This is a genomic window from Actinophytocola sp. (assembly GCF_049647105.1).
Taxonomy (GTDB): Bacteria; Actinomycetota; Actinomycetes; order Mycobacteriales; family Pseudonocardiaceae; genus Actinophytocola.
Window position 1 is genome coordinate 33,338 of record NZ_JBARWZ010000294.1, and the last position, 24,610, is coordinate 57,947.

The 24,610-nt window shown below is 69.5% G+C and carries 21 protein-coding genes; 16 read left to right on the forward strand and 5 right to left on the reverse strand.

Annotation, left to right across the window (positions count from 1 at the left end; genetic code table 11):
- Window positions 1-5: 5 nt before the first annotated feature.
- Complete coding sequence (locus WBA97_RS35375) at window positions 6-1,514, reverse strand: glycoside hydrolase family 13 protein (protein WP_424235364.1); 1,509 nt, start codon at window positions 1,512-1,514, stop codon at window positions 6-8.
- Window positions 1,515-1,639: 125 nt separating this feature from the next.
- Between WBA97_RS35375 and WBA97_RS35380 the strand changes: the two genes are divergently transcribed.
- The 7 genes from WBA97_RS35380 to WBA97_RS35410 all read left to right on the forward strand — a co-directional run bounded on the left by WBA97_RS35380 (window position 1,640) and on the right by WBA97_RS35410 (window position 13,743).
- The gene (locus WBA97_RS35380; protein WP_424235365.1) at window positions 1,640-2,644 is read left to right on the forward strand and encodes a LacI family DNA-binding transcriptional regulator; all 1,005 of its coding nucleotides are present in this window, start codon (window positions 1,640-1,642) and stop codon (window positions 2,642-2,644) included.
- Between the two features lie 91 nt (window positions 2,645-2,735).
- The gene (locus tag WBA97_RS35385) at window positions 2,736-4,022 is read left to right on the forward strand and encodes an extracellular solute-binding protein (protein WP_424235366.1); all 1,287 of its coding nucleotides are present in this window, start codon (window positions 2,736-2,738) and stop codon (window positions 4,020-4,022) included.
- Complete coding sequence (locus WBA97_RS35390; protein WP_424235367.1) at window positions 4,009-4,953, forward strand: carbohydrate ABC transporter permease; 945 nt, start codon at window positions 4,009-4,011, stop codon at window positions 4,951-4,953. Before WBA97_RS35385 ends, WBA97_RS35390 begins: the two co-directional genes overlap by 14 nt.
- Complete coding sequence (locus WBA97_RS35395) at window positions 4,950-5,759, forward strand: carbohydrate ABC transporter permease (protein WP_424235368.1); 810 nt, start codon at window positions 4,950-4,952, stop codon at window positions 5,757-5,759. The genes WBA97_RS35390 and WBA97_RS35395 overlap by 4 nt, the downstream gene beginning before the upstream one ends.
- 97 nt (window positions 5,760-5,856) lie before the next feature.
- A complete protein-coding gene (gene yicI, locus WBA97_RS35400; RefSeq protein WP_424235369.1) occupies window positions 5,857-8,109 on the forward strand; it encodes an alpha-xylosidase in 2,253 nt (750 codons plus the stop codon).
- Between the two features lie 16 nt (window positions 8,110-8,125).
- Window positions 8,126-11,047, forward strand: a complete 2,922-nt coding sequence (locus WBA97_RS35405; protein WP_424235370.1) for a glycoside hydrolase family 3 C-terminal domain-containing protein — start codon at window positions 8,126-8,128, stop codon at window positions 11,045-11,047.
- The gene (locus tag WBA97_RS35410) at window positions 11,044-13,743 is read left to right on the forward strand and encodes a beta-galactosidase (RefSeq protein ID WP_424235371.1); all 2,700 of its coding nucleotides are present in this window, start codon (window positions 11,044-11,046) and stop codon (window positions 13,741-13,743) included. The genes WBA97_RS35405 and WBA97_RS35410 overlap by 4 nt, the downstream gene beginning before the upstream one ends.
- 45 nt (window positions 13,744-13,788) lie before the next feature.
- On the opposite strand, the gene WBA97_RS35415 is transcribed toward WBA97_RS35410, so the two are convergent.
- Both WBA97_RS35415 and WBA97_RS35420 read right to left on the reverse strand, forming a co-directional pair.
- Window positions 13,789-14,316 (reverse strand): AAA family ATPase, encoded by a 528-nt coding sequence (locus WBA97_RS35415; protein ID WP_424235372.1) that lies wholly within the window; start codon window positions 14,314-14,316, stop codon window positions 13,789-13,791.
- A 48-nt stretch (window positions 14,317-14,364) separates the two neighbouring features.
- Window positions 14,365-15,990 carry an ABC-F family ATP-binding cassette domain-containing protein gene (locus WBA97_RS35420; RefSeq protein ID WP_424235373.1) on the reverse strand — a complete coding sequence of 542 codons (1,626 nt, stop codon included), beginning with the start codon at window positions 15,988-15,990 and terminating at the stop codon, window positions 14,365-14,367.
- A 126-nt stretch (window positions 15,991-16,116) separates the two neighbouring features.
- Here WBA97_RS35420 and WBA97_RS35425 point away from each other — a divergent pair, with 126 nt between their 5' ends.
- From WBA97_RS35425 to WBA97_RS35445, 5 genes are all read left to right on the forward strand, one after another.
- The gene (locus tag WBA97_RS35425) at window positions 16,117-16,284 is read left to right on the forward strand and encodes a hypothetical protein (protein ID WP_424235374.1); all 168 of its coding nucleotides are present in this window, start codon (window positions 16,117-16,119) and stop codon (window positions 16,282-16,284) included.
- Window positions 16,285-16,304: 20 nt separating this feature from the next.
- A complete protein-coding gene (locus WBA97_RS35430; protein WP_424235375.1) occupies window positions 16,305-17,060 on the forward strand; it encodes a pyrimidine reductase family protein in 756 nt (251 codons plus the stop codon).
- A gap of 5 nt (window positions 17,061-17,065) precedes the next feature.
- Window positions 17,066-18,130: an ATP-dependent DNA ligase gene (locus tag WBA97_RS35435; RefSeq protein WP_424235376.1), complete on the forward strand. Its 1,065-nt coding sequence runs from the start codon at window positions 17,066-17,068 to the stop codon at window positions 18,128-18,130.
- 88 nt (window positions 18,131-18,218) lie between these two features.
- Window positions 18,219-19,760: an alpha/beta hydrolase gene (locus WBA97_RS35440; protein WP_424235377.1), complete on the forward strand. Its 1,542-nt coding sequence runs from the start codon at window positions 18,219-18,221 to the stop codon at window positions 19,758-19,760.
- A gap of 20 nt (window positions 19,761-19,780) precedes the next feature.
- Entirely contained in the window at window positions 19,781-20,602 is an 822-nt protein-coding gene (locus tag WBA97_RS35445; protein WP_424235378.1) for an endonuclease/exonuclease/phosphatase family protein, read from the forward strand.
- Here WBA97_RS35445 and WBA97_RS35450 read toward each other — a convergent pair.
- Window positions 20,599-20,808 carry a hypothetical protein gene (locus WBA97_RS35450; protein WP_424235379.1) on the reverse strand — a complete coding sequence of 70 codons (210 nt, stop codon included), beginning with the start codon at window positions 20,806-20,808 and terminating at the stop codon, window positions 20,599-20,601. The two genes, WBA97_RS35445 and WBA97_RS35450, sit on opposite strands and share 4 nt — an antisense overlap.
- Before the next feature lie 191 nt (window positions 20,809-20,999).
- On the opposite strand from WBA97_RS35450, the gene WBA97_RS35455 reads away from it, so the two are divergent.
- Entirely contained in the window at window positions 21,000-21,446 is a 447-nt protein-coding gene (locus WBA97_RS35455) for a hypothetical protein (RefSeq protein WP_424235380.1), read from the forward strand.
- 14 nt (window positions 21,447-21,460) lie between these two features.
- Here WBA97_RS35455 and ligD read toward each other — a convergent pair whose 3' ends face one another.
- Window positions 21,461-22,498: a non-homologous end-joining DNA ligase gene (gene ligD, locus WBA97_RS35460; RefSeq protein WP_424235381.1), complete on the reverse strand. Its 1,038-nt coding sequence runs from the start codon at window positions 22,496-22,498 to the stop codon at window positions 21,461-21,463.
- 62 nt (window positions 22,499-22,560) lie between these two features.
- Here ligD and hisS point away from each other — a divergent pair, with 62 nt between their 5' ends.
- From hisS to msrB, 3 genes are read left to right on the forward strand one after another with little or no spacing between them, the layout of a single operon-like run.
- Window positions 22,561-23,820 carry a histidine--tRNA ligase gene (gene hisS, locus WBA97_RS35465; RefSeq protein ID WP_424235413.1) on the forward strand — a complete coding sequence of 420 codons (1,260 nt, stop codon included), beginning with the start codon at window positions 22,561-22,563 and terminating at the stop codon, window positions 23,818-23,820.
- Window positions 23,821-23,838: 18 nt separating this feature from the next.
- Complete coding sequence (locus WBA97_RS35470) at window positions 23,839-24,150, forward strand: hypothetical protein (RefSeq protein ID WP_424235382.1); 312 nt, start codon at window positions 23,839-23,841, stop codon at window positions 24,148-24,150.
- Between the two features lie 17 nt (window positions 24,151-24,167).
- Window positions 24,168-24,587 carry a peptide-methionine (R)-S-oxide reductase MsrB gene (gene msrB / locus WBA97_RS35475; protein ID WP_424235383.1) on the forward strand — a complete coding sequence of 140 codons (420 nt, stop codon included), beginning with the start codon at window positions 24,168-24,170 and terminating at the stop codon, window positions 24,585-24,587.
- The last annotated feature ends 23 nt before the right edge of the window (window positions 24,588-24,610 follow it).

Here is a 24,610-nt window from a genome sequence, read left to right on the forward strand (position 1 = left end):
CCACCTCATTCCTCCCACCACAACACGGTGTCCGGGGGAAGCATGATCTCCCCGTCGAGGCCGTAGTACGACGACGCCAGCAGAACCGGACCCGGGTCCGGCAGCCGCACCACCGACTCGCTCAGGTTGGCCAGGCAGTGGAAACCGCCTCGGCGGAAGTGCAGCACGTCCTCGGGTGCCGCCACCCACTCGAACGAGCCGAACGCCAGCCTCCTGCGGGCCCGCAGGGCCGCGCGGTACAGCGACAGCATCGACTCCGGGGACGTCTCCTGCTCGGCCACCGCGAGCTTGGCCCACGACTCCGGCTGCGGCAGCCACGGCCTGCCGGGACCGAACCCCAGCGACGGGCCGGTGCTCGTCCACGGGATCGGCACGCGGCAGCCGTCGCGGCCGCGGTCGGTGTGCCCGGACCGCTCCCACATCGGGTCGGCCAGCACCTCGTCCGGCAGGTCCTGTACCTCGGGGAGCCCCAGCTCCTCGCCCTGGTAGACGTACGCGGAACCCGGCAGCGCCAGCATCAGCAGGGCCGCCGCCCGTGCCCGGCGCCTGCCGACCTCGCCGCCGCCGTAGCGCGTCACGTGCCGCACGACGTCGTGGTTGGACAGCACCCACGTCGCGGGCGCCTCCGTCGCGAGCGACGCGTCGATCACGGCACGCATGGGGCCCGCTGCCCAGTCGGTCTGCAGGAAGTGGAAGTTGAACGCCTGGTGCAACTCGTCGGCACGAACGTACCGGGCGGTCCGCTCGGGACTCGGGGCCCACGCCTCGGCCACCGCCATCCGGTCGCCGGGGTAGGAGTCGAGGACCGTGCGCCACTCGCGGTAGATGTCGTGCACGCCGTCCTGGTCGAAGTACGGGAGCGGCGCCGAGCCGAGCAGTGCGCTCTGGCCGGCGTGGCCGACGTCCGGCAGCCCCTCGGCCTTCACCATGCCGTGCGCCACGTCGACGCGGAACCCGTCGACGCCGAGGTCCAGCCAGAACCGCAGGATGTCGAGGAACTCCGCGCGGACCGCCGCGTGGTCCCAGTTCAGGTCCGGCTGCTCGGGCGCGAACAGGTGCAGGTACCAGTCGCCGTCGGCGGTCCTGGTCCAGGCGGGGCCGCCGAAGATCGACTCCCAGTCGTTTGGCGGCGCGTCGCCAAGCCCCTCCCGGAAGATGTAGCGGTCCTTGAGCCCGGCCTGGAACCACTCGTGCCGGTCGCTGGTGTGGTTCGGGACCACGTCGACGATCACCCGCAGGCCAAGGGCGTGCGCGTCCGCGACGAGTGCCCTCGCGTCGGCGAGGGTGCCGAACAGCGGGTCCACCTCGCGGTAGTCGGCGACGTCGTAGCCACCGTCGGCCATCGGCGAGGCGTAGAACGGCGTCAGCCAGACGGCGTCGACCCCCAGTTCCGCCAGGTACGGTAACCGCGAGCGCACCCCGGGCAGGTCGCCGACGCCGTCCCCGTCCGCGTCGGCGAAGCTGCGGACGTACACCTGATAGATGACGGCGTCTCGCCACCACTCCTGAGTCATGCTGACATGTAAGACCTTGCATCGACTTTCAGCAAGCCTGAGCCATTGCCAGCGGACGGACCGCTACCTAGCATTTATCGTCGAAGCGATTCGACAGCAGCATCGACACTGCCGGGTGAGGCATTGTGGCCAAGATCGAGGACGTCGCGCGGCACGCGGGGGTCGCCCCCAGCACGGTGTCGTACGTGCTGTCCGGGAAGCGGTCCATCACCCAGGAGACCCGCGCACGGGTGCTCGCCAGCATCAAGACCCTCGGCTACCAGCCGCATGCCGGCGCCAGGGCACTCGCGTCCAACCGCAGCAACGTCGTCGCGCTGGTCGTGCCGCTGCGCACCGGCATCCACGTGCCGGTGATCATGCAGTTCGCGACCTCGGTCGTCCTCGCGGCCCGCGAGCACGACCACGACGTCCTGCTGCTGACCCAGAACGAGGGCGAGGCGGGCCTGCGGCGCGTGGCGGGCGCCTCGATGGTCGACGCGATCATCGTCATGGACGTCGAGCTGCGCGACAGCAGGATCCCGGTGCTGAAGGACCTGGACCGCCCCGCCGTGCTGATCGGCTTCCCCGCCGACACCGATGGCCTGACCTGCATCGACCTGGACTTCACCGCGGCGGGCGCGGCGTGCGTGGACCACCTCGCCGAGCTGGGCCACCGCAGGGTCGCCCTGGTCGGGTCGCCGCCGGAGGTGTACGAGCGGGAGACCGGGTTCGCCTCCCGCACCACGAACGGGTTCACCGAGGCGGCGGCGCGGCACGGCATCGCCGCCAGCGTGCACGCGTGCGAGGCCACACAGGCGGGCGCCCAGAAGGTCGCCGCCGAGCTGCTGTCCGAACATCCCGATCTCACCGCCGTCGTCGTCCACAACGAACCCGTCGTCGCACCGCTGCTCGCCGCGTTCCGCGAGGCGGGCCGGTCGGTGCCGGACGACCTGTCGGTGGTGGCGATCTGCCCCGACGAGCTCGCCGAGTACACATTGCCCGCGCTGACCTCCGTGGCCATCCCCGCCGAGGAGGTCGGCCGCCAGGCGGTCGGGCTGCTGATGGCCAAGCTCAACGGCCGGAAGGCACCCGGCGCGACACTGCTCTCCCCGCACCTCACCGTCCGAGCCAGCACCACCCCGCCCCAGTAGTCCCCCACTCCCCACCCTGTCCCGGCACGCCGATCGTCGAAGCGATTCGACGATCGTGGCGCGACCACCGACCCCCGCCGGAGGAACAACGATGTTCAAACCAGGAAAGGCCTTGCTCGCGGTACTCGCGCTGGCCGCGCCCTTGCTCGCCGGGTGCGGCGACGACGCGGGCGGCAACCCGAACGAGCTGCGCCTGTGGCACTACGAGGGCCCGGACAGCGCGATGGGCAAGGCATGGGATGCCGCGATCAAGGAGTTCGAGGACACCCACCCCGGCGTGACGGTGAAGTTCGAGGAGAAGGGCTTCGAGCAGATCCAGAAGAACGCCCAGATGGTGCTGAACTCCGACGAGGCGCCGGATCTCATGGAGTACAACAAGGGCAACGCGACCGCGGGCCTGCTGTCCAAGCAGGGGCTGCTGACCGACCTCTCCTCCGAGGTCACCGAACGCGGCTGGGACAAGCTGCTGTCCGACAGCCTGCAGACCACGTGCAAGTACGACGAGCGCGGCGTGATGGGCGGCGACAAGTGGTTCGGCGTCCCGAACTACGCCGAGTACACGATGGTGTACTACAACAAGGACCTGTTCGCGCGGCACGGCGTCGCGGTGCCGGAGACCTTCGACGACCTGGTCGCGGCGATGGACAAGTTCGTGGCCGCCGGGGTGACGCCGTTGTCCTTGGGTGGCAAGGAATACCCCGCGCAGCAGCTGCTCTACCAGCTCGCACTGTCCAAGGCGGACACCGAATGGGTGGACAACCTCCAGCAGTACAAGGGCGAGGTCGACTTCCATGACGAGGCATGGACCTACGGCGCGGAGACCTTCGCCGACTGGGTGAAGAAGGGCTACGTCGGCAAGGACTCGGCGGGCATCGACGCGGAGAGCATGGGCGTCTCGTTCATGGGCGGCGAGTTCCCGATCATGATGTCCGGGTCATGGTGGTACGGCCGCGTCCAGTCGACGGTGAAGTTCGACTGGGACACCGCGCTGTTCCCCGGCAGTGACCTCGCACTCGGCTCCAGCGGCAACATCTGGGTCGTGCCGGAGGGTTCGAAGAACAAGGACCTGGCCTACGACTTCATCGACATCACCATGAAGAAGGCGAACCAGGAGCTGCTCGGCAACTCCGGCGGCATCCCGGTGGCGGCCGACCCGGCGGCGATCACCGACGAGAAGAGCAAGCACCTCATCGAGGACTACCAGACGCTGGTGGACCGCGACGGGCTCGCCTACTACCCGGACTGGCCGGCACCCGGCTACTACGACGTCCTGGTGTCCGCGACGCAGAAGCTGATCAACGGCAGCGCGTCCCCTGACGAGGTGCTGGACGAGCTGGCCGGTCCGTACGAGGAAAACCTGGCCAATGTCGGTGGCTGAGAAACGCCGTGAGGGGCCCCTTCGCGAAGGGACCCCTCACGGCACCGGGCGACGGCGTGAGGGGCGCGGGTACCTGCCCTACCTCGTGCCGGGGGCGTTGCTGTTCATCGCGGTGATCGCGGTGCCGCTGGTGATGAACATCGGCATCAGCTTCACCAAGTGGCAGGGTGTCGGCGAGCCGGACTGGGTCGGGTTCGACCAGTACGAGAAGCTGTTCACCGACGAGACGTTCTGGATCTCCTTCCGCAACAACGCGGCGCTGATCCTCGCCATGGCGGTCGTCCCGACGTTCCTCGGGCTGCTGCTCGCCACCGCGCTGTTCGACGTCGTTTCGAAGCGCAACCCGCGCACCACCACGACGTTGCGGGCCGCGTTCTACCTGCCCCAGGTGCTGCCCGCGGTCGTGGCGGGCGTGGTGTGGAGCTGGATCCTGCATCCCGAACACGGTTCCGTGAACGAGCTGCTCCGCCTCCTCGGCCTTGACTCGTGGACGCAGAACTGGCTCGGCGACGAGAAGACCGCGCTGCTGTCGGTCATGGCCGTGCTCGTGTGGATCCAGATCGGCTACCCGCTGGTGATCTTCATGGCCGGGTTGCAGCGCGTCGACCCGCAGCTCTACGAGGCCGCGGCGCTCGACGGGGCGAACTGGTGGCAGCGGCTGTGGTCGGTGACCGTGCCGCAGATCCGCCATGAGATCTTCGTCGTGATGCTGACCTGCACGATCGCCGCGCTCAAGTCGTTCGACAAGATCTTCGTGCTCACCCGGGGCGGTCCGGGTGGCTCGACGAACACGCCGGCGTACTTCTCGTTCCAGAACTTCTTCGAGAAGGCGAACGTCGGCTACGGCGCCGCGATCGCGACGGTCCTGACCGCGATCATCGGCGTACTCGCCCTCCTGTTCCTGCGCGCGCAGAACCGGGAGGAGGGATGAGAAGGCTCGTGGTGGGTGTGCTGGTCGTGCTCGCCGTGGTGACGTTGTTCCCGTTCCTGCTGGTGCTGCTGAACGCCTTCAAGTCGCCGCGGGACTACACCGCGGGCGGCCCGCTGTCGCTGCCGGACGCGCTGTACTTCAGGGGCATCGTGGACTTCTGGGTCCGCGTCGACTTCGGCACGAAGCTGTTCAACAGCACGGTGATCGCCGGTTCGGTCGCGGTGGCGGCGGTGGTGGTGTCGATCCTCGCCGCGTACGCGCTCGGCATCGGCCGGATCAAGGGCCGGCTGTGGATCGTCGCGATCTTCCTGCTGGCGAACCTGATGCCGCAGGAGGTGCTGGTCTACCCCCTGTACTTCCTCGCGAAGGAGGCCGACCTCTACGACACGAAGCTCGCGGTGATCATCATCTTCACCGCGATCCAGGCCGCGTTCGGCACCTACCTGCTGTCCTCGGTGCTGTCGACGTTCCCGCGCGAGATCGTCGAGGCGGCGCGGATCGACGGCGCGAACCGCTGGCAGGTGCTGTGGCGGGTGGTGGTGCCGATCAGTTGGCCGACGCTGTCGGTGCTGCTGGTGTTCTTCTTCATCTGGACGTGGAACGAGTTCTTCCTTCCGATGATCATGCTGGTCTCCAACGACAACCAGACGGTCCCGGTCGCACTCGGTGTGCTGCAGGGACAGCGGCTCATGGACGCCACCGCGCAGAGCGCGTCGGCACTGCTGGGGATCATCCCGGCGGTGGTGTTCTTCCTGATCTTCCAACGGACACTGACACGGGGCATCGCGGTGGGAGCGGTCAAATGAGCGGAGCATGCGGAGCCGTGAGCGGAGCTTGCGGAGCGAACCGTCAAGCAGAGCGCCGAGCACGGTGCCGTCACGGAGCCTGCGAGGGGGCGGCGGCATGAAGTTTTCGGACGGGCACTGGCTGATGCGCGAGGGTGTCACGCCCGCCTACCCGGTCGAGGTGCTCGACGTCGCGGAGACCGCGGAGGGGCTGCGAATCCTCGCATCCACCTACCCGGTGCACAGCAGGCGCGATCTCCAGAGCGGCGCGGTGCTGACCGTCGACCTCACCTCCCCGATGCCCGGCGTGATCGGGGTGCGCGTCACCCATCACGCGGGCAGCACCACGAAATCACCCCGGTTCGAGCTGTTCCCCGCCGGCCCGGCGGCGACGGTCGACGTGGATGACGCCACGCTGACCTCGGGGACGTTGTCGGTACGGGTGACCAGGAACCCGTGGCGGCTCGAGTTCGTTGCGGACGGGCGGGTGCTCACCTCCAGCGGAGAGAATGACCTGGGCCTGATGTCCACACCGGACTCCCACCACGTGCGGGAGCGGCTGAACCTCGGCGTCGGCGACCAGGTGTACGGGATGGGCGAGCGGTTCGGGCCGCTGGCCAAGAACGGCCAGGTCGTGGACATCTGGAACGCCGACGGCGGCACCAGCAGCGAGCAGGCGTACAAGAACGTGCCGTTCTTCCTCACCAACGCGGGCTACGGCGTGTTCGTCAACCACCCCGGGCTGGTGTCGTTCGAGGTGGGTTCCGAGGACGTGTCGAAGGTGCAGTTCAGCATCGAGGCGCAGTCCATGCAGTACTTCGTGATCCACGGGCCCACCCCGAAGGAGATCCTCGCGAGGTACACCGCGCTGACCGGCAGGCCAGCGCTGCCGCCGGCGTGGTCGTTCGGGTTGTGGCTGTCGACCTCGTTCAACACCGACTACGACGAGGCCACCGTGACCTCCTTCATCGAGGGCATGGCGGAACGGGACCTGCCGCTGTCGGTGTTCCACTTCGACTGCTTCTGGATGCGGGAGCTGTCGTGGTGCGACTTCGAGTGGGACCCGAAGACCTTCCCCGACCCGCGCGGCATGCTGTCCCGGCTGAAGGCACGCGGCCTGAAGGTGTGCGTGTGGATCAATCCCTATGTCGCGCAACGGTCCGCGTTGTTCGAGGAGGGCAGGGCACGCGGCTACTTCCTGAAGCGGCCCGGCGGCGACGTGTGGCAGTGGGACCTGTGGCAGCCGGGCCAGGCGATCGTGGACTTCAGCAACCCGGAGGCCCGCGAGTGGTACGCGTCGAAGCTGGACGCCCTGCTGGACATGGGGGTCGACTGCTTCAAGTCCGACTTCGGCGAGCGGATCCCCACCGACGTCGTGTACTTCGACGGGTCCGACCCGGACGACATGCACAACTACTACACCTACCTCTACAACAAGACCGTGTTCGACCTGCTGCGCAAGCGGCGGGGCGAGCGGGACGCTGTCGTGTTCGCCCGGTCTGCGACCGTGGGCACCCAGCAGTTCCCGGTGCACTGGGGCGGGGACAACCTGTCGACGCCGCAGTCGATGGCGGAGTCGCTGCGGGGCGGGTTGTCGCTGACCATGTCGGGGTTCGGCTACTGGAGCCACGACATCGGCGGCTTCGAGGGCACCCCGGAGGCGTGGCTGTTCAAGCGGTGGATCGCGTTCGGGCTGCTGTCGTCACACAGCCGCCTGCACGCCAACTACTCCTACCGTGTGCCGTGGGCCTTCGACGAGGAGGCCGTGGACGTGTTGCGGCTCTTCACGAAGCTCAAGGCGACGCTGATGCCGTACCTGTACCAGGCGGCACGCACCGCGCACCTGGAGGGTGTGCCGATGATGCGGGCGATGGTCGTGGAGTTCCCCGACGACCCGGCATGCACCCATCTCGACCGTCAGTACATGCTCGGCCCGGACCTGTTGGTGGCGCCCGTGTTCCGGGAGGACGGGGTCGTCGAGTACTACGTTCCCGACGGCGAGTGGACGCACTACCTGACCGGCGAGACCGTCACCGGGCCACGGTGGGTACGGGAGACGCACGGCGTCGGCAGCGTGCCGCTGCTGGTCCGGCCCGGTGCGGTGCTCCCGGTCGGCGCGGTCGACGACCGCCCTGACTACGACTACGCCGACGGCGTCACCCTGCGGGTGTACGGCCTCGCCGACGGCGCGTCCGTGACGACGGTCGTCCCCACGGTCACGGGCGACGTCGCGGCCACCTTCACCACCACGCGGCACGGCGACACCGTCGAGGTGTCCGCCGATCAGCCGCCCGACCGCTGGCGCGTGCACGTCGCGGGTGCCGAACCCGTTGACGCAGAAGAAGGTTCCTCGCTCTCCGTCCGCCTCTGAACCCAATGGAGTGGTCATGAGAAGACGTACGTTCCTGGCTGTCGCCGGTGCGGTGACCGCCGCGGTCGTGGCCCCGGTCCAGGCGACCGCGAGCACCGGCTACCCGTTCCGCAACCCCCGCGTCCCCCTGCGCTCCCGCGTCGACGACCTCCTCGCCCGGCTGACACTGCCGGAGAAGGTCTCGTTGCTGCACCAATACCAGCCCGCCATCCCCCGCCTCGGCCTGGCGATGTTCAAGACCGGCACCGAGGCGCTGCACGGCATCGCGTGGTCCACCGACATCACGTCCACCCCAGAACCCGGCGCGGTGCGCACCGCGGTCGCCACCGTGTTCCCGCAGGCCGTCGGGCTCGCCTCGACCTGGGATCCCGCGCTGATCAAGCGGGTCGGCTCGGTGGTCGGTGACGAGATCCGCGGGTACCACTCGGACAACCCGGTCGTGTGGGGCCTGAACGCGTGGGCGCCCGTGGTGAACCTGCTGCGCGACCCGAGGTGGGGCCGCAACGAGGAGGGCTACTCGGAGGACCCGTACCTGACCGGCGTGATCTCCACGGCGTACGCGGGTGGCTTGGCCGGTGACGATCCCCGCCACCTCAAGACCGCGCCGACGCTGAAGCACTACCTGGCCAACAACAACGAGATCCGCCGCGACCGGACGTCGTCGAACCTGCGGCCCAGAGTCAAGCACGAGTACGACGAGGCCGCGTTCAAGCCCGCGATCGCGGCCGACGCGGCGACCGGCGTGATGGCCGCGTACAACCTGGCCAACGGGCGGCCGATGACGGTGAGCCCGGACTTCGACGACGTGGTGCGAACCTGGACCGACCAGGTGCTGATGAACGTCACCGACGCGGGCAACCCCAACAACCTCATCGGCTCGCAGGCCTACTTCGCGACGCTGGCGGAAGCGGACGCGGCCACGCTGAAGGCCGGGCTGGACAGCTTCACCGTCGACAACACGAACGCGAAGCCCACGGTCGACGCGATCAACGCCGCGCTGGCACATGGCCTGCTCGCCGAGTCCGATGTGGACACCGCGGTGCGGCACATCCTCACGGTCCGGTGCCGGCTCGGCGAGTTCGACCCGGGCGGCGGCCCGCACGCCGGCATCACCATGGACGTGGTGGACAGCCCGGCCCACCGGCGGCTGGCCAGGGAGACCGCGGGGAAGGCCGTGGTGCTGCTCAAGAACGACGGTGCCCTGCCGCTCCGGGCCACGGGCACGGTCGCCGTGGTCGGGCCGCTCATGGACACCCTGTACACCGACTGGTACTCCGGCAAGCTGCCCTACGAGGTCACGCCACGCGCGGGCATCGCGGAACGGGTCGGCGTCACCGGCAGCGAGGCGGTGGACCGGATCGCCCTGCGCACCACCGACGGCCGCTATGTCACAGCGGGGGCGGGCGCGGACGGTGCGGAGCTGGTCACGTCCGGCATCGCGGCCGGGACCGAGCGTCAGTTCGACGCGTTCGACTGGGGCCAGGGCGTGCTGACGCTGCGCAGCGTCGCGAACGGCAAGTACGTCGAGCGGGCCGACTTCGGCCAGACCAGCGCGTTCGTGAACCGGGCGCCGCAGCCACGCGACTGGTTCGTGCATCAGCAGTTCACCTTCGAGGACACGGGTGAGGGCACGATCGTCGTCAGGTACGTCGGCTTCGAGACCGTGAACGACTGGGAGGGCCCGAACAACTACCTGACCATCGCCGAGGACGGCCGGGTTGTCCTTGGCTCCCCGGACGCGGCGGGTGCGACTCAGTTCATCAAAGAGACGGTGCACAGCGGCATCGACGACGCGGTCGCGGCGGCAAGGGGTGCCGACGCGGCGGTCGTGGTGGTCGGCAGCATGCCGTTCATCAACGGCCGCGAGGACCACGACCGCACCACGACCGCACTCGCGGAAGGCCAGTCCGCGCTGATCAGGGCGGTGCACGCGGCGAACCCGAACACGGTCGTGGTGGTGGAGAACAGCTACCCGACCACGCTCACGTGGGAGCAGGCCAACGTCCCGGCGATCCTGTGGACCACGCACGCGGGGCAGGAGACCGGGCACGCGATCGCGGACGTCCTGTTCGGCGACGTCAACCCGGCCGGGCGGCTCACGCAGACGTGGTACGCCTCCGACGCCGACCTGCCCGACATCCTCGAGTACGACATCATCAAGGCCCGCCGCACCTACCAGTACTTCGACGGCACGCCGCTCTATCCGTTCGGGCACGGCCTGTCCTACAGCACGTTCCGGTACGGGCGACTTGCGATCGAGTCACCGCTGAAGGTGAGCGTGCCGGTCACCAACACGTCCGACCGGGCGGGCGATGAAGTAGTCCAGCTCTACACGCACCAGCGCGAGTCACGTGACCCGCAACCGACCCTGACCTTGCGGGCGTTCCAACGGGTGCGCCTGAACCCGGGGCAGACGAAGACGGTCCGGTTCTCCGTGCCGGTGAACGACCTCGCACACTGGGATGTCACCCGCGGCCGCTGGGTCGTCGAGGGCGGCACGTACGACGTGCTGGTCGGCGCGTCCTCGACGGACATCCGGCAGCGTGGTTCCGTGCGGGTGAAGGGCGAGGCGATCCCGCCGCGCGACCTGTCCCGCACCACCCGCGCGGTCGACTTCGACGACTACACCGGTGTGTCGCTGGTGGACACGTCGAAGGAACGGGGTGACTCGGTCGGCGGACCCGGCTGGATCTCCTTCCACGACAGCGAACTGCGGCGGGCGCGAACGTTTGCGGCCCGCGTCGCGGGCGCCGGCGCGATCGAGGTCCGGCTCGACGGCCCGACCGGGCGGGTCGCCGGGAAGGCCACTTCTCCTGGCACCGCCGACAGGTACACCTACACGTCGATCACCGCCGCGCTGAGCGGCGCGGACGGCAGGCACGACGTGTACCTGGTGGTCACGGGTGAGCTGCGCGTCGACACGTTCACGATCTCATGAGGCGCACGGCACTGCTGCTGGTGTTGCTGCTGGTCACGGGGGCTGCCACGCCCGTGGCAGCGGCGGCCCCGGCGCACACCGTGACCTACGACCGGTACTCGCTGTCCGTGGACGGGGAGCGGGTGTTCCTGTGGAGCGGCGAGTTCCACTACTTCCGCCTGCCGAGCCCGGAGCTGTGGCGGGACGTCCTGGAGAAGATCCGGGCCGCCGGGTTCAACGGCGTCTCCCTGTACTTCAACTGGGCCTACCACTCACCCGCGCCAGGCGAGTACGACTTCAGCGGTGTGCGGGACGTTGACCGGCTGCTGCGGATCACCGAGGAGCTTGGCCTGTACGTGGTCGCGCGGCCGGGGCCCTACATCAATGCCGAGGTCAGCGGCGGCGGCTTTCCCGCGTGGCTCAAGCAGGTCGACGGGCGGGCGCGGTCGAGCGACCCCGGCTACACCGAGGCGTACCGCGAATGGCTGTCGCACATCAACCCGATCCTCGCGCGGCACCAGATCACCCGGGGCGGATCGGTGATCGCCTACAACGTGGAGAACGAGTACGCGGCCAACACCGACGCGCGGTACATGCAGGACCTTCAGGACACCGCGCGAGCGGCCGGGATCGACGTGCCGATCACGCACAACCAGTGCTGCGACGCGTCATGGACCCCGACATGGGCGTCCGGACTGGGTGCCGTGCAGATCCCCGGGGTCGACGACTACCCGCAGTCCTTCGAGTGCCAGACACCGGACGTGTGGGGTCCATGGGGTCCGGGGACCACGGAACGGTTGTCGGAGAACGCACCCGTGTACGCGGCCGAGTACCAGGCCGGGGCGATCGACCTCAACCGCGCCGGGTACGACCGCTGCCGCGAGCTGACCGGCCCCGGGTACATGCGGTACTTCTACAAGTCGAACCTGATCACCAGCGGTGCCACCATGTTCGGCTACTACATGGCGTTCGGCGGCACGAACTGGGGCTGGCTCGGGCAGCCGAACGACGTGTACACGTCCTACGACTACGGCGCGGCGATCACCGAGTCGCGGCAGCTGACGGACAAGTACGCGGAGTTCAAGCGGCAGGGCCATTTCGTGCGGGCGGTGAAACCGTTGCGGCACACGGATTCCTCGACCGCGCCGGGGTCGTCGAACGCCGAGGTGGAAACGGCGGCGCGCGCGAACCCGGACACCGGCACGCAGTTCGTGCTCGCCCGCTCGCTGACCGGCGGTTCGTCCACGCTGGACTGGACGACGCCGGACGGCCGGTACCGCGTGCCGGTCACGGTCGGCGCGCGGGACGCGCAGGTGCTGGTCGCTGGCTACGACATGGGCGGGCAGCGGCTCGTGTGGTCGTCGTCGGAGCTGATGACCCACACCCGCGATGTGGCGTTGCTGTACGGGCGTACCGGCACAGACGGATCGACCGTCCTGCGCTACTCGTCGCGTCCCACGGTGAAAGTCCTCGCCGGGTCGGTCCGGTCCTCGTTCTCCGGTGGCGACCTGAAACTGGACTACCGGCACGAGGGCCTGTCCCGGGTGCGGGTGACGGGTGGCGGCAGGCCGCCGATGCTGTTGCTGCTCGGCACGAACGAGACGGCGGCCGAGTTCTGGCAGTACGGCGCCACGCTGGTGCGAAGCCCGTCGCTGATCCGCGACGCGACGGTGCACGGCTCGACGGTGACGCTGCGGGCCGACACCTCGGCGCGGACCGAGGTGGAGGTGTTCACCCCCGCGCGACGGCTGGTGGTGGGTTCAACGGTGATACCGACCCGCACGACGTCGAGCGGGTCGCTTCACGGCACGCTGCGTGGCCCGGACCCGGTGCACCTGCCCGTCCTGTCCGGCTGGCGCACCCAGCGGGAGTCCGTCGTGGACGACTCGGGCTGGACGGTGGCCGATCGCGGGCTGCCAGCGGGCACCTACGGCTACGACCACGGGCACGTCTGGTACCGCGGCCACTTCACCGCGACCGGCGAGGAGACGGCCGTGAAGCTGAACGCGATCACCGGCAAGAACGGCGTCTACCAGGTGTGGTTGAACGACACCTACCTCGGCTGGGCCAAGGGCGGCACACAGGCCGACTCCGACGCACCCGTCAACCCGGACCCCGGACCTGGCACGTTCACGCTGCCGAAGCTGGCACCCGGAACACCGGCGGTGCTGTCGGTCCTGGTCGGGAACATGGGCCACAACGACGACTGGACCGCCGACGACACCCGGTTCAAGCAGCCACGCGGCCTGGTCGGCGCGTCGCTCGTCGGTGCGGACACGCCGGTGGCCTGGCGGTTGCGGGGCAACGAACCGGACCCCGTCCGCGGCCCGCTCAACAACGGCGGACTGCGGGGCGAACGGGCTGGCTGGCACCTGCCGGGTCACCAGTCAGGTGACTGGCGACCGGCGCCGGAGACGCTGGCACCCGGGGTCACCTGGTACCGCACGGAGTTCGGCCTCGACCTGCCGCGTGACCAGGACGTCCCGGTCGCGCTGCGGTTCGACGGCACGGGCACCTACCGCGTGCTGATGTACGTGAACGGCTGGCAGATGGGTCAGTTCACGGCCGACCTCGGCCCGCAACGCGAGTTCGTCCTGCCCTCGGGCGTGCTGCGTACACAGGGCAGGAACACCCTTGCCCTCGCGGTGATCGCGCTGGCGGACAGCGAGCTGGGCCCGGTCAGCCTGGTGCCGCTCGCCAACCACCGGGTGCGGTGACAGACGTGGTCCCGCACCCGTCCGGCCGGGTGCGGGACCACCCCTTTACACCGCCGCCTCGGCCAGCCCGGCGAGCAGAGCGTCCACTGTGGCCTCGGGCGTCAGATGCGTGCTGTCGAGCCACAGTCCGCGCCTTGGCATCGCGCGCAACCCCCGGTCGAGGTCCTCGACCGTCCACGCGCCGTACCCGGTCTTGGCCCGCTTCGCCTCGCGCTCGGCCACCGCGGCGGGCTCGGGCGCCAGCACCACGAGGTACCTCGGCCGGGTCCGCACCGCGTCGAGCAGCTCGTCGACGTGCTCGCCGAGCAGGACGTCCTGCACGACCGCGGTGAACCCGGCGTCGGCGTACCCGTCCGCGACGGACGCGGTCAGCCGGTGCCGCAACCGCAGCTGGGCGACCGCTTCGTCGTCGGCGCCGGGCGTCATGTCGGCCCGGCCGGACACGATCATGCGCCGGAACAGGTCACCCCGGACGTGCGCGGCCCGGTCCAGCCGCTCGGCGAGCAGCTGCGCGACCGTCGACTTGCCTGCCGCCATGATCCCGGTGATCACCACCACCGCCGGTCCCACCACGGCGTCAGCCCAGCGGCGCACTGGCGCCGCCCGTCACGACCGCGACGCTCACCGGGCCCTCCTGACGCGGACCTCGTCCCACACCGGCCCGTCCGTCTCGGCCACCTGACCGTCCGACCGGAACACCAGGAACCGGTCGAACGACTTGGCGAACCAGCGGTCGTGCGTCACCGACAACACCGTCCCCTCGAACGCCTCCAGGGCGTCCTGCAACGCCTCCGCCGACGTCAGGTCCAGGTTGTCCGTCGGCTCGTCCAGCAACAGCAGCGTCGCGCCCGACAGTTCGAGCAGCAGGATCTGGAACCGGGCCTGCTGCCCACCCGAGAGCGTCTCGAACCGCTGCGACCGCGCGCCGGCCAGACCGTACCGGGACAGTTTCGACGACGCCGCGCCCTCGTCGAGCCCCTCGCGGTCGCCCTCGCCACGCCACAGCACGTCGAGCAGCGTCCGCCCCACCCACTCGGGATGCTGGTGGGTCTGCGCGAACAACCCGGGCACCACCCGCGCGCCGAGCTTCCACGCACCCTCGTGCCTGACCGTGTCCCCAGCGAGCAGCCGCAGGAAGTGGCTCTTGCCGGACCCGTTGGACCCGAGCACGGCGATCCGGTCGCCGAAGAACACCTCGAGGTCGAACGGCTTCATCAGCCCGGTCAGCTCCAGGCCGTGGCACTGGATGGCCCGCAGCCCGGTCCGGCCGCCACGCAGGCGGGGCTGCACCCGTTCCTGTTTCGGTGGCAGCGGCGGCGTCCCTGCCTCCTCGAACTTGCGGAGGCGGGTCTGCGCGGCCTTGTACTTGGCCGCCAGGCTGTCGCTGATCATGGCGGCCTGCTGCAGGTTGCGGACCAGGTCCTTGAGCTTCTGGTGCTCCTCGTCCCAGCGCCTGCGCAGCTCGGCCATGCGGTCCCAGCGGGCCTCGCGGGCCGCGTGCCAGGTGGCGAACCCGCCGCCGTGCACCCAGGTCGTGCCACCCTCGAGGGTGACGATGTGGGTGGCGACGCTCGCGAGCAGCTCCCGGTCGTGGCTCACGAGCAGCACGGCCTTGCCGCACGCGGCGAGCCGCTCCTCCAGCCACCGCTTGCCGGGCACGTCGAGGTAGTTGTCCGGCTCGTCGAGCAGCAGCACCTGTTCCCGGCCCAGCAGCAACGCCTCCAGGACCAGCCGTTTCTGCTCACCACCGGACAGCGTGGACACGGACCGGAACTGCGCGCGGTCGTAGGGCACGCCGAGCGCGGCGACCGTCGCCGTGTCCCACAGGACCTCGGCGTCGTAGCCACCCGCCTCGCCCCACCCGGTCAGTGCAGTCGCATAACGCAACTGAGTCGGCTCGTCGTCGGTGTCCATCATGGCCAACTCGGCCTCGTCCAGTGCCGTCGCGGCGGCCAGCAACGCGGGCGGCGCCACGGCCAGCAGCAGGTCCCGCACGGTCCGCTCGTCACGCACCGAACCAATGAACTGTGGCATTACCCCCAGCCCACCCTGGATGGTCACCCCACCCTGCTTGGGCGGCAGGTCACCGGACAGCAGCCGCAGCAACGTCGTCTTGCCCGCCCCGTTCGCGCCGACGAGCGCGACGACCTGCCCGGTGCTGACCCGGAACGACGCGTCGGTGAACAGTTGCCGACCGTCGTCGAGTCGATGGCCAAGCCCGTTGGCCTCCAGAAATCCCGCGCCCATAGCGCAGATCGTCCGGTATCGGGGCGTTTCAGGCGACTGATTTTCATAAGCAACCCCCTTGCCGCCGCTACGGATCCGAGGCGGTACCCTCCGTAGCCTGCGAGGGTTTGGCTGCGAACGGGAGGGATGCACTTGTCCGACACCCCGATCTACGACCAGATCCGACAGGAACTCGAGGCAGGCGCCGGTCGCGCCGACCCGCTGACGCGGAGATCACGCTCTGGCGACGAGGACAACCAGGCCGTTTCCGTGTGGGCCCTGGTGAACCAGCACCGGCACGGCAAGCACCGCTGACCCGTGCTGGGATTGGGGTCATGTACCTGCTCAGCCCCGGCCCCGCTGTCGACGACCGCGCACTCGAGGATCTCTACGCGTACCCCACCGAGCTGACCCGGCCCTATGTGCAGGTCAACTTCGTCTCGAGCGCGGACGGCGCGGCGACGATGTCCGGACGTTCCCGCGGCCTGTCCAGCCCCGCGGACAAGAAGGTGTTCGCACTGGGCCGCGACCTGGCCGACGTGGTCCTGGTGGGTGCGGGCACCGCGCTGACGGAGGGCTACCGGGGCGTCAGGCACACGGAACTGCGTGCGTCCCGCCGCGAACGGCTGGGCCTGTCGGACATCCCGCCGATCGCGGTGGTCACCGGCCGCGGCTCGGTCGACCCGACGTCCCCACTGCTCACGGACACGACCGTCCCGCCGATCATCCTGACGTCGGCGGCCGCGCCCGCCGAGTGGCGCAAGGCGGTGGCGGACGTGGGCGCCGACGTGGTGGTGGCGGGCGAGGACCGCGTCGACCCGGCGACAGCGCTGGCGTCGCTGGCGGACCGGGGCCTGCTGAAGGTGTGCTGTGAAGGCGGCCCGACCCTGTTCGCGGACCTGATCGCGGCCGGGCTGGTGGACCAGCTGTGCCTCACCGTCGCCCCGCTGCTCACGGGCGCGGGCGCGGTCCGCGTGGCCGATGGCCTCCCCTCGGCCGAGCCGATGTCCCTCTCACTCGAGTCCGTGCTGTCTGACGAGGGTTTTCTGATGCTGCGCTATCGCAAGACGGCGGCATCCGGGCGAGAATGACGCCCATGCAGCTCCCGATCATGCCGCCGGTCAAGCCGATGCTGGCCAAACCGGTCAAGAAGATCCCGACGGGCGAGATGAGCTACGAGCCCAAGTGGGACGGCTTCAGGTCCATCATCTTCCGCGACGGTGATGACGTGGAGATCGGCAGCCGCAACGAGCGCCCGATGACCAGGTACTTTCCCGAACTGGTCGAGGCGGTGAAGGCCAACCTCCCCACCCGCTGCGTGATCGACGGAGAGATCATCGTGGTGGGTCCGACGGGCGACCGCCTTGAGTTCGAGGTGCTGGCCCAGCGCATCCACCCGGCGGCAAGCCGCGTGAAGATGCTGTCGGAGACGACCCCGGCCAAGTTCATCGCCTTCGACCTGCTGGCACTGGGCGACACGGACTACACGGAGCGTCCCTTCGGCGAACGTCGAGCGGCCCTGGCGGAGGCACTGGCGCCGGCGCGGGCCCCGATCCACCTGACGAGGACGACCACGGACCCGGCGGTGGCGCAGGAGTGGTTCGAACAGTTCGAGGGCGCGGGCCTGGACGGCGTGATAGCCAAGCCCCTTGACGGCCCGTACGAACCGGACAAGCGCGTGATGTTCAAGATCAAACACGAACGCACGGCTGACTGTGTGGTCGCCGGCTACCGCGTCCACAAGACCGCCCCGAACCGCATCGGCTCGCTGCTGCTGGGTCTCTACAACGACGACGGTGTACTGGCGAGCGTTGGCGTGATCGGCGCGTTCCCGCTGGCGCGGAGGGAAGAGCTGTTCGAACAGATGCAGGAACTGGTCACGGACTTCGACAACCACCCGTGGGCGTGGGCGAAGCAGGAGGAGGGCACCCGCACCCCGCGCAACGCGGAGGGCAGCCGCTGGCAGGCGGGCAAGGACCTGTCGTTCGTGCCGCTCCGGCCGGAACGCGTGGTGGAGGTGCGGTACGACCACATGGAAGGCGTCCGCTTCCGCCACACCGCGCAGTTCTCCCGCTGGCGCCCGGACCGGGACCCGAAAACCTGCACGTACGAACAGCTGGAAGAACCGGTCAGGTTCGACCTGGCAGACGTACTCGCCTGACCAACCACACACCAGCCACCGTTCACCCGGTTCTCACCTCCCCCGTGCAACCCTGCAACGGACCACGCAATGGGGAGGACAAGACAAGGTGACGGCCTGGCGAGTAGGCGTGGCCATGCTGGTCGCCGCGGCGACGCTGACCGCCTGCACGGCGGGCCCTTCGATCCGCCCGGAGATCGTCACCAACAGTGGCTCGGACGCGTCCACGACCCCGTCGGTCCCGCCCAGTGAGGTCCCGCCGCTCGAGGAACCCGACAACGACGTCGAGTGGCGCACCTGCTCCGGCGAGATCCGTGACGCTCTGTCAGCACAGCAACTCCCCGGCTGGCTGAAAATCAACTGCGGTCAGGTGAAGGGCGTTCTCGACTCCCCCTACGCCCCGGGCCGCGACACGACTCACATCCAGCTGCTCAAGGCGGGTGAGGGCCCCATCCCGATCGCGGTCGTCAACGACGTCGACGGCATCCCCGGCACGATCTACGCCGCCCGGCTCGCCACCGCGCTCCCGCAGGCGTTCTTCGAGAAGTTCCAGCTCATCGGCATGGACCGGCGCGGGACCGGTAACTCCGCCGCCGCGAACTGCCTGCCCCAGCGGGTCCGTCGCGACCTGATCGAGCCGGACCCGGCCGCGCTGGACGTCGGCGCCTGGTTCGAGGCCGCGCAGACCGCGGGTCAGCAGTGCTCGATCACGCTGGAACGCCAGCTCCCCGCCATCGACACCTGGCGCACCGCCGCCGACCTGGACTCGCTGCGTACCATGCTCGGCGTCTCCCGGCTGAACGCGATCGGCCACGGCGAGGGCTCACGCGTGGTGAGCATGTTCGCCGACCGGTTCCCCGATCGGGTGGGCAGGCTCGTCCTCGACGGCCTCCCCGATCCGACCGCGGACGCACAGCTGGCCCTCGAGGGCGTTGCGAAGGGCGGCGAAGCGGCATGGGACGGGTTCGTCACCGACTGCGCGCAGCGCCAGTGCGAGCTGGGCGGCGACCCCGAGCGCACGTTCCTGGAACTGATGGGCAAGCTGCGCACGAGTCCCCTCCCGGGTAACGGTGGTCTGGACATCACCGCGGGCGCGGCAATGCACGCGGTCATGATCGGCCTGTCCGACCGCGGGAACTGGCCCGCGTTGGCCACCGCGCTGGCGGCGGCCAACGGCGGCGACGGCACCGGCCTGCTCACCATCCTGACCCCGACCGTGCTGGGCAGCGAGGTCCAGGCGGCGTCCCTCGACGGTGCGCTGGTCACCCAGTGCAACGACATGAAGACCCGCCTGTCACCTGAACAAGTGAAGACCGCGGGGACGGACTGGCAGAAGCGGTTTCCCCTGTTCGGCCCGGTCGCCGCGCAGCGCCTCGCGTTCTGCGGCCCGTGGACCGTGCCCGACCACCCGGTGCCGACGCCGACCGGCCGGGGCGCGCCACCGATCCTGGTGATCGGCACCGCGAGCGATGCCGTCACCCCGCTGGACGGCACCCAGCGCGCCGCCCAGCAGCTCGACTCCGGCGTTTTCGTCTCCTGGCAAGGCGCGGGTCACGGCGCGCTGGGCTTCTCCCCGTGCGCCACGACCGCGGCGATCGGTTTCCTCACCGACGGCGCGATTCCTCGAAACGGAACCGTCTGTCCACCGTGATCACCCGTTAGAGTGTCCCCATGCGACGCGTCGGGGTGCTGCTGCTGGTCATGCTGTCCTTCCTGCTCGCGACACCGGCAGCGGCGTCCCAGGCCTCCCGGCCGGTCGCGCTCCGGGTGCTGAGCTTCAACATCCACACCGGCATCGGCACGGACGGCGCGCTCGACCTGGCCCGCACGGCCGCCGCGATCCGGGGGACGGGCGCGGACATCGTCGCGCTGCAGGAGGTCGACGTGCACTGGGACGTGCGCAGCGACTTCCGCGATCAGGCGCGTGAGCTGGCGGGCATGCTGGCGATGCGGGTGTTCTTCGCCCCGATCTACGACCTGGACCCGCTGACCCCCGGCGCGCCCCGCCGCCAGTACGGCGTGGCCATACTGAGCCGCTTCCCCGTGCTGCACACCGAGAACCACGAGATCACCCGACTGTCCACGCAGGACCCCAACCCCGTGCCCGCACCCGCGCCGGGCTTCGCGGAAGCGGTCGTGCTGGTCCGCGGCATCCCGGTCCACGTCTACTCGACACACCTGGACTACCGCGCCGACCCGGCCGTACGCGAGATGCAGGTGGCGGACACGCTGCGGATCATGTCCCGCGACCGCGGCCCTCGGTTGCTGCTCGGCGACTTCAACGCATCGCACGAGGCACCCGAACTCGCTCCACTGTGGACAGTTCTGACCGACGCGGCGCCGGACGACTACACGTACCCAGCGGAGGCGCCTACGAAGCTGATCGACTTCGTGACCGTGTCGGAGAAGGTGGCGGTGCGATCCGCGACCGTCCCGGAAACCCTCGCCTCCGACCACCGCCCGGTACTGGCGGAACTGTCCTTGCGGCGTTAGTCGCCGTCTTCAATTTCTTCGCGTACCCGGTATTCGCAGCCGTACTCGACCGCATAGCAGAGATCGTAATGGTGCACAATCTTCGGACCCTCGTGCAGGTGCACGTGGGTGACGGTATCCCGTGGTTGTTCTGGCAGCTCGGGGAGCGTGTCGACTCGCCCGTCGAGCGGCCCACCCACGTAGCGCACGACGTACGACTTCGTCACGATGACCTCCCTCCGGCTTCCGTCACCTCGATGTTTCCTTGCGATCGGGCCGAAAGCAACCAGGAGCTGTGCGCGCTGGGAGAACTCATGGGTTCAAGCACATGTTCACCGCATTGGATGTCGCGGTGTCGTAACGGTTTCGACAAAGATGGCGACGCCAAAGCAGCAGCACCAGGTGAGGAGCCACCGTCATGACGACGCCGGACCGCCGCTGGCCGGTGTGGCCGTGGCTGGTGCTCACCGTCGCGGGCATCGCCGTGACCGTTGTTGCCGCGATCGTCGGCACCGCGGCCAGCACAAACGAGGCCGAGGACACCCCACCCGGCACGGTCACCGTCACCGCGTCCCAGGACCGGAAGGTCCCGGAACGGGTCACCGTCACCGTCGCGCCTCCCCCGGAGGTCCCGGCGACGGCGCTGCTGGACGGCCTCCACACCGTGGGCAGGGATGTGCAGCCGGGCATCTACCAGACCACCGGCCCGAGCGGCACGAACGAGGGCGGCTGCTACTGGACGAGGTCCGACAGTGGGGGCGGCATCATCGAGAACGGCGTGATCATCGGCCCGGGCACCCTCACGGTCAACCTCAACGAGCTGGTGGAAACCGCGGGCTGCCAGCCATGGCAGAAGGTCGGCTAGAGACCTGCCCGGGGCTACTTTCTTGCGCGGCTGGGCTGCACCCGCTTGGGCTCGCCCGCCATCTTCGGGTACTCCGGCGGGTACGGCAGGTCGCCATCGCCATCGGCCTCGTCGCGGGCCACCAGCTCCATCAGCGGCTCCAGTGAGAACGCCTTGGCCGCCACCCCGGCGTGCAGGTCGCCCACCCGCGCGAACCGATCCGGCATCGTGAGCACCGTGAAGTCCTCGGGCATGACGTCGGGCAGTTCCTCCCACGTCACCGGCGCCGACACCTGCGCCTTCGGCGTCGGCCGGACCGAGTAGGCGCACGCGATGGTCCGGTCCCTCGCCATCTGGTTGAAGTCGATGAAGATCCGCTCGCCGCGCTCCTCCTTCCACCAGCTCATCGTCACGTCGTCGGGCATGCGACGCGCCAGCTCCCGGCCAAGGGCGATCACCGCGCGCCGCGCCTCGACGAAGGTCCACCTCGGCTCGATCGGCACGTACACGTGCAGCCCTCGGCCGCCGGACGTCTTCGGGAACCCCTCCATCCCGAGCGACGCCAGCAGTTCGCGCAGCACCCCCGCGACCCGCGCGGCGTCGCGGAAGTCCGTGCCCGGCTGCGGGTCGAGGTCGATCCGCAGCTGGTCGGGGTGGTCGACCTCGGGCTGCCGCACCGGCCACGGGTGGAACGTCAGCGTGCCGAGGTTGACCGCCCACACGACCACCGCGAGCGTCGTCGGGCACACCTCGTCGGCGGGCCTGCCGCTGGGGAACGTGATCCGCGCCGTCTCCACGAACGGCGGCGCGCCCTTGGGCACCCGCTTCTGGTAGAACGCGTCGCCCCGGTTGTCGGCGCGGGTGGACAGCTTCGCGCCATCGAACACCCCGCCCGGCCAGCGCTCCAGCGTGGTGGGCCGGTCACGCAGCGCGCCGAGGATACCGTCGCCCACCGACAGGAAGTACCTCACCACGTCGGACTTCGTGATCCCCAGCTCGGCGAAGTAGGGCTTGTCCGGACTCGACACGCGCACGGCGTGCCCGTCCACCTCGAACTCCATCGCCTCGGCCATCGCGCCAGCCTACGTCGTGCGAAAAGCCCTTCGCCTGGTCAAGTAGCGTAATGACGGTGAAGATGGACCTGACCCCCGCGAGGGGAACCCGCGATCTGCTGCCCTCGACCGTCGCCGTGCGTGACCATGTCCTGGCGCGGATCACGGAGGTCTACAGCCGCTACGGCTACCAGCGCATCGAGACCCCGGCCCTGGAGAACATCGAGCGTCTCCAGGGCGGCCAGGGCGGCGAGAACCAGAAGCTGATCTACCAGGTGCTGCGCCGAGGCCTCGACCAGTCGGTCGCCGCCGGGACACCGCTGTCCGACCTCGTCGACCTCGGCCTGCGCTTCGACCTGACCGTGCCGCTGACCCGGTTCTACGGCGCCAACCGCGCGACGCTCCCGCAGCCGTTCCGCTCGTTCCAGTTCGGGCCGGTGTGGCGGGCGGAGCGGCCCGCGAAGGGCCGCTACCGGCAGTTCTACCAGTGCGACATCGACGTGCTCGGCGAGCCGAGCGTGCTGGCCGAGGTGGAGCTGATCGAGGCGACGTCGGCGGCGCTGGCCGCGGCGGGGCTGGCCGGTACGACCGTGCGGGTCTCCGACCGGCGGTTCCTGTCCGCGCTGGCCGAACAGTCCGGGGTACCCGCCGAGGGCTGGGACCGCCTGTTCATCACGCTGGACAAGCTCGACAAGATCGGCTGGAGCGGTGTCCGCACCGAACTGGCCGACCGCCTCGGCATCGACGAGGCGACCGTCGACCGGCTCCAGGAGACCATCACGGGCCTGCAGGGCCTGAACGCGGCCAAGCTGACCGACCGGCTGACCTCGGTGCTGCCCGGCCTCGGCGACGACGTGCTGACCGACCTGACCACCACGGTCGACGGACTGGCCGCGCTACCCGACCTGACCTGGGAGTTCGATCCGACGCTGGTTCGCGGCATGGGGTACTACACCGGCCAGATCTTCGAGGTCACGCACCCCGCGTCGGGCGGCTCGGTGGCAGGCGGCGGCCGCTACGACCGGCTCGTCGGCCGGTTCCTCGGCACGGACGTGCCCGCGTGCGGCTTCTCCATCGGCTTCGAACGGATCGTGGACCTGCTGGCCACCGCGCCTGCGCGCGAGGCGGTCGCGGTGCTGTACGAGGCGGACACCCCGATCCCCGCTGTGCTGGCGATCGCCCGTGAGCTGCGGGAAGGCGGCCGCGCGGTGTCGCCGGTGCGCCGGTCCGGCAAGTTCGGCGCCCAGCTCACCCGCTTGGAAGAGTGGGGATTCACCTCGTTCGTGCACGTCAAACCGGACGCGACGGGCGAGGAACGCGACCTCGGCGACAAGGCGAGGTAGAGAGGTTACGGTGGAAACATGGCGGCCACCGCTTACCCCGAGGAACCGGAGAACGGGTCGCGCCGGATCGACGACGAGCTGATCGGACTCGACCCGGAGGACCCGGAGACGAAGGCGTTCGCCCAGCATCTGGAACGCCAGCAGCAGGTGCGGTCCGGCTACACCGTCGAGGGCTACCTGTCCGACGTCGGTGACTTCGCCGACTCGGCCAACCGGCTTGGCGGCCACTACAAGCTCATGGCCGCCATCCTCGTGCTGCTCATCCTGCTCGGCGTGACCATCACCGCATGGGACGCCCTGGTGTTCGTGTTCAACACGTTCACCCACTGACGCGTATTTTGGACGACATGGAGACCGAGCAGCAGCCGCCTGTGGTGAAGTCCGAGCAGGAGTGGCGTCAGCAGCTGACGCCGGAGGAGTACGCGGTGCTGCGCGAGGCGGGCACCGAACGACCGTGGGTCGGCGAGTACACCGACACGAAGACGACCGGCGTGTACGAATGCCGTGCCTGCGGAGCGGAGCTGTTCCGCAGCGACACGAAGTTCGAGTCGCACTGTGGGTGGCCCTCGTTCTTCGGGCCGCTGGCGGGTGAGGCGATCATCGAGCGCGAGGACCGGTCGCTCGGCATGACCCGCGTCGAGGTTCTGTGCGCGAACTGCCACTCCCACCTCGGCCACCTCTTCGAGGGCGAGGGCTACGACACCCCCACCGACCAGCGCTACTGCATCAACTCGATCTCGCTGCGCCTGGTCCCCGCCGAGGAGTGATCCCTCCCGGTTGTGGTCCTCCA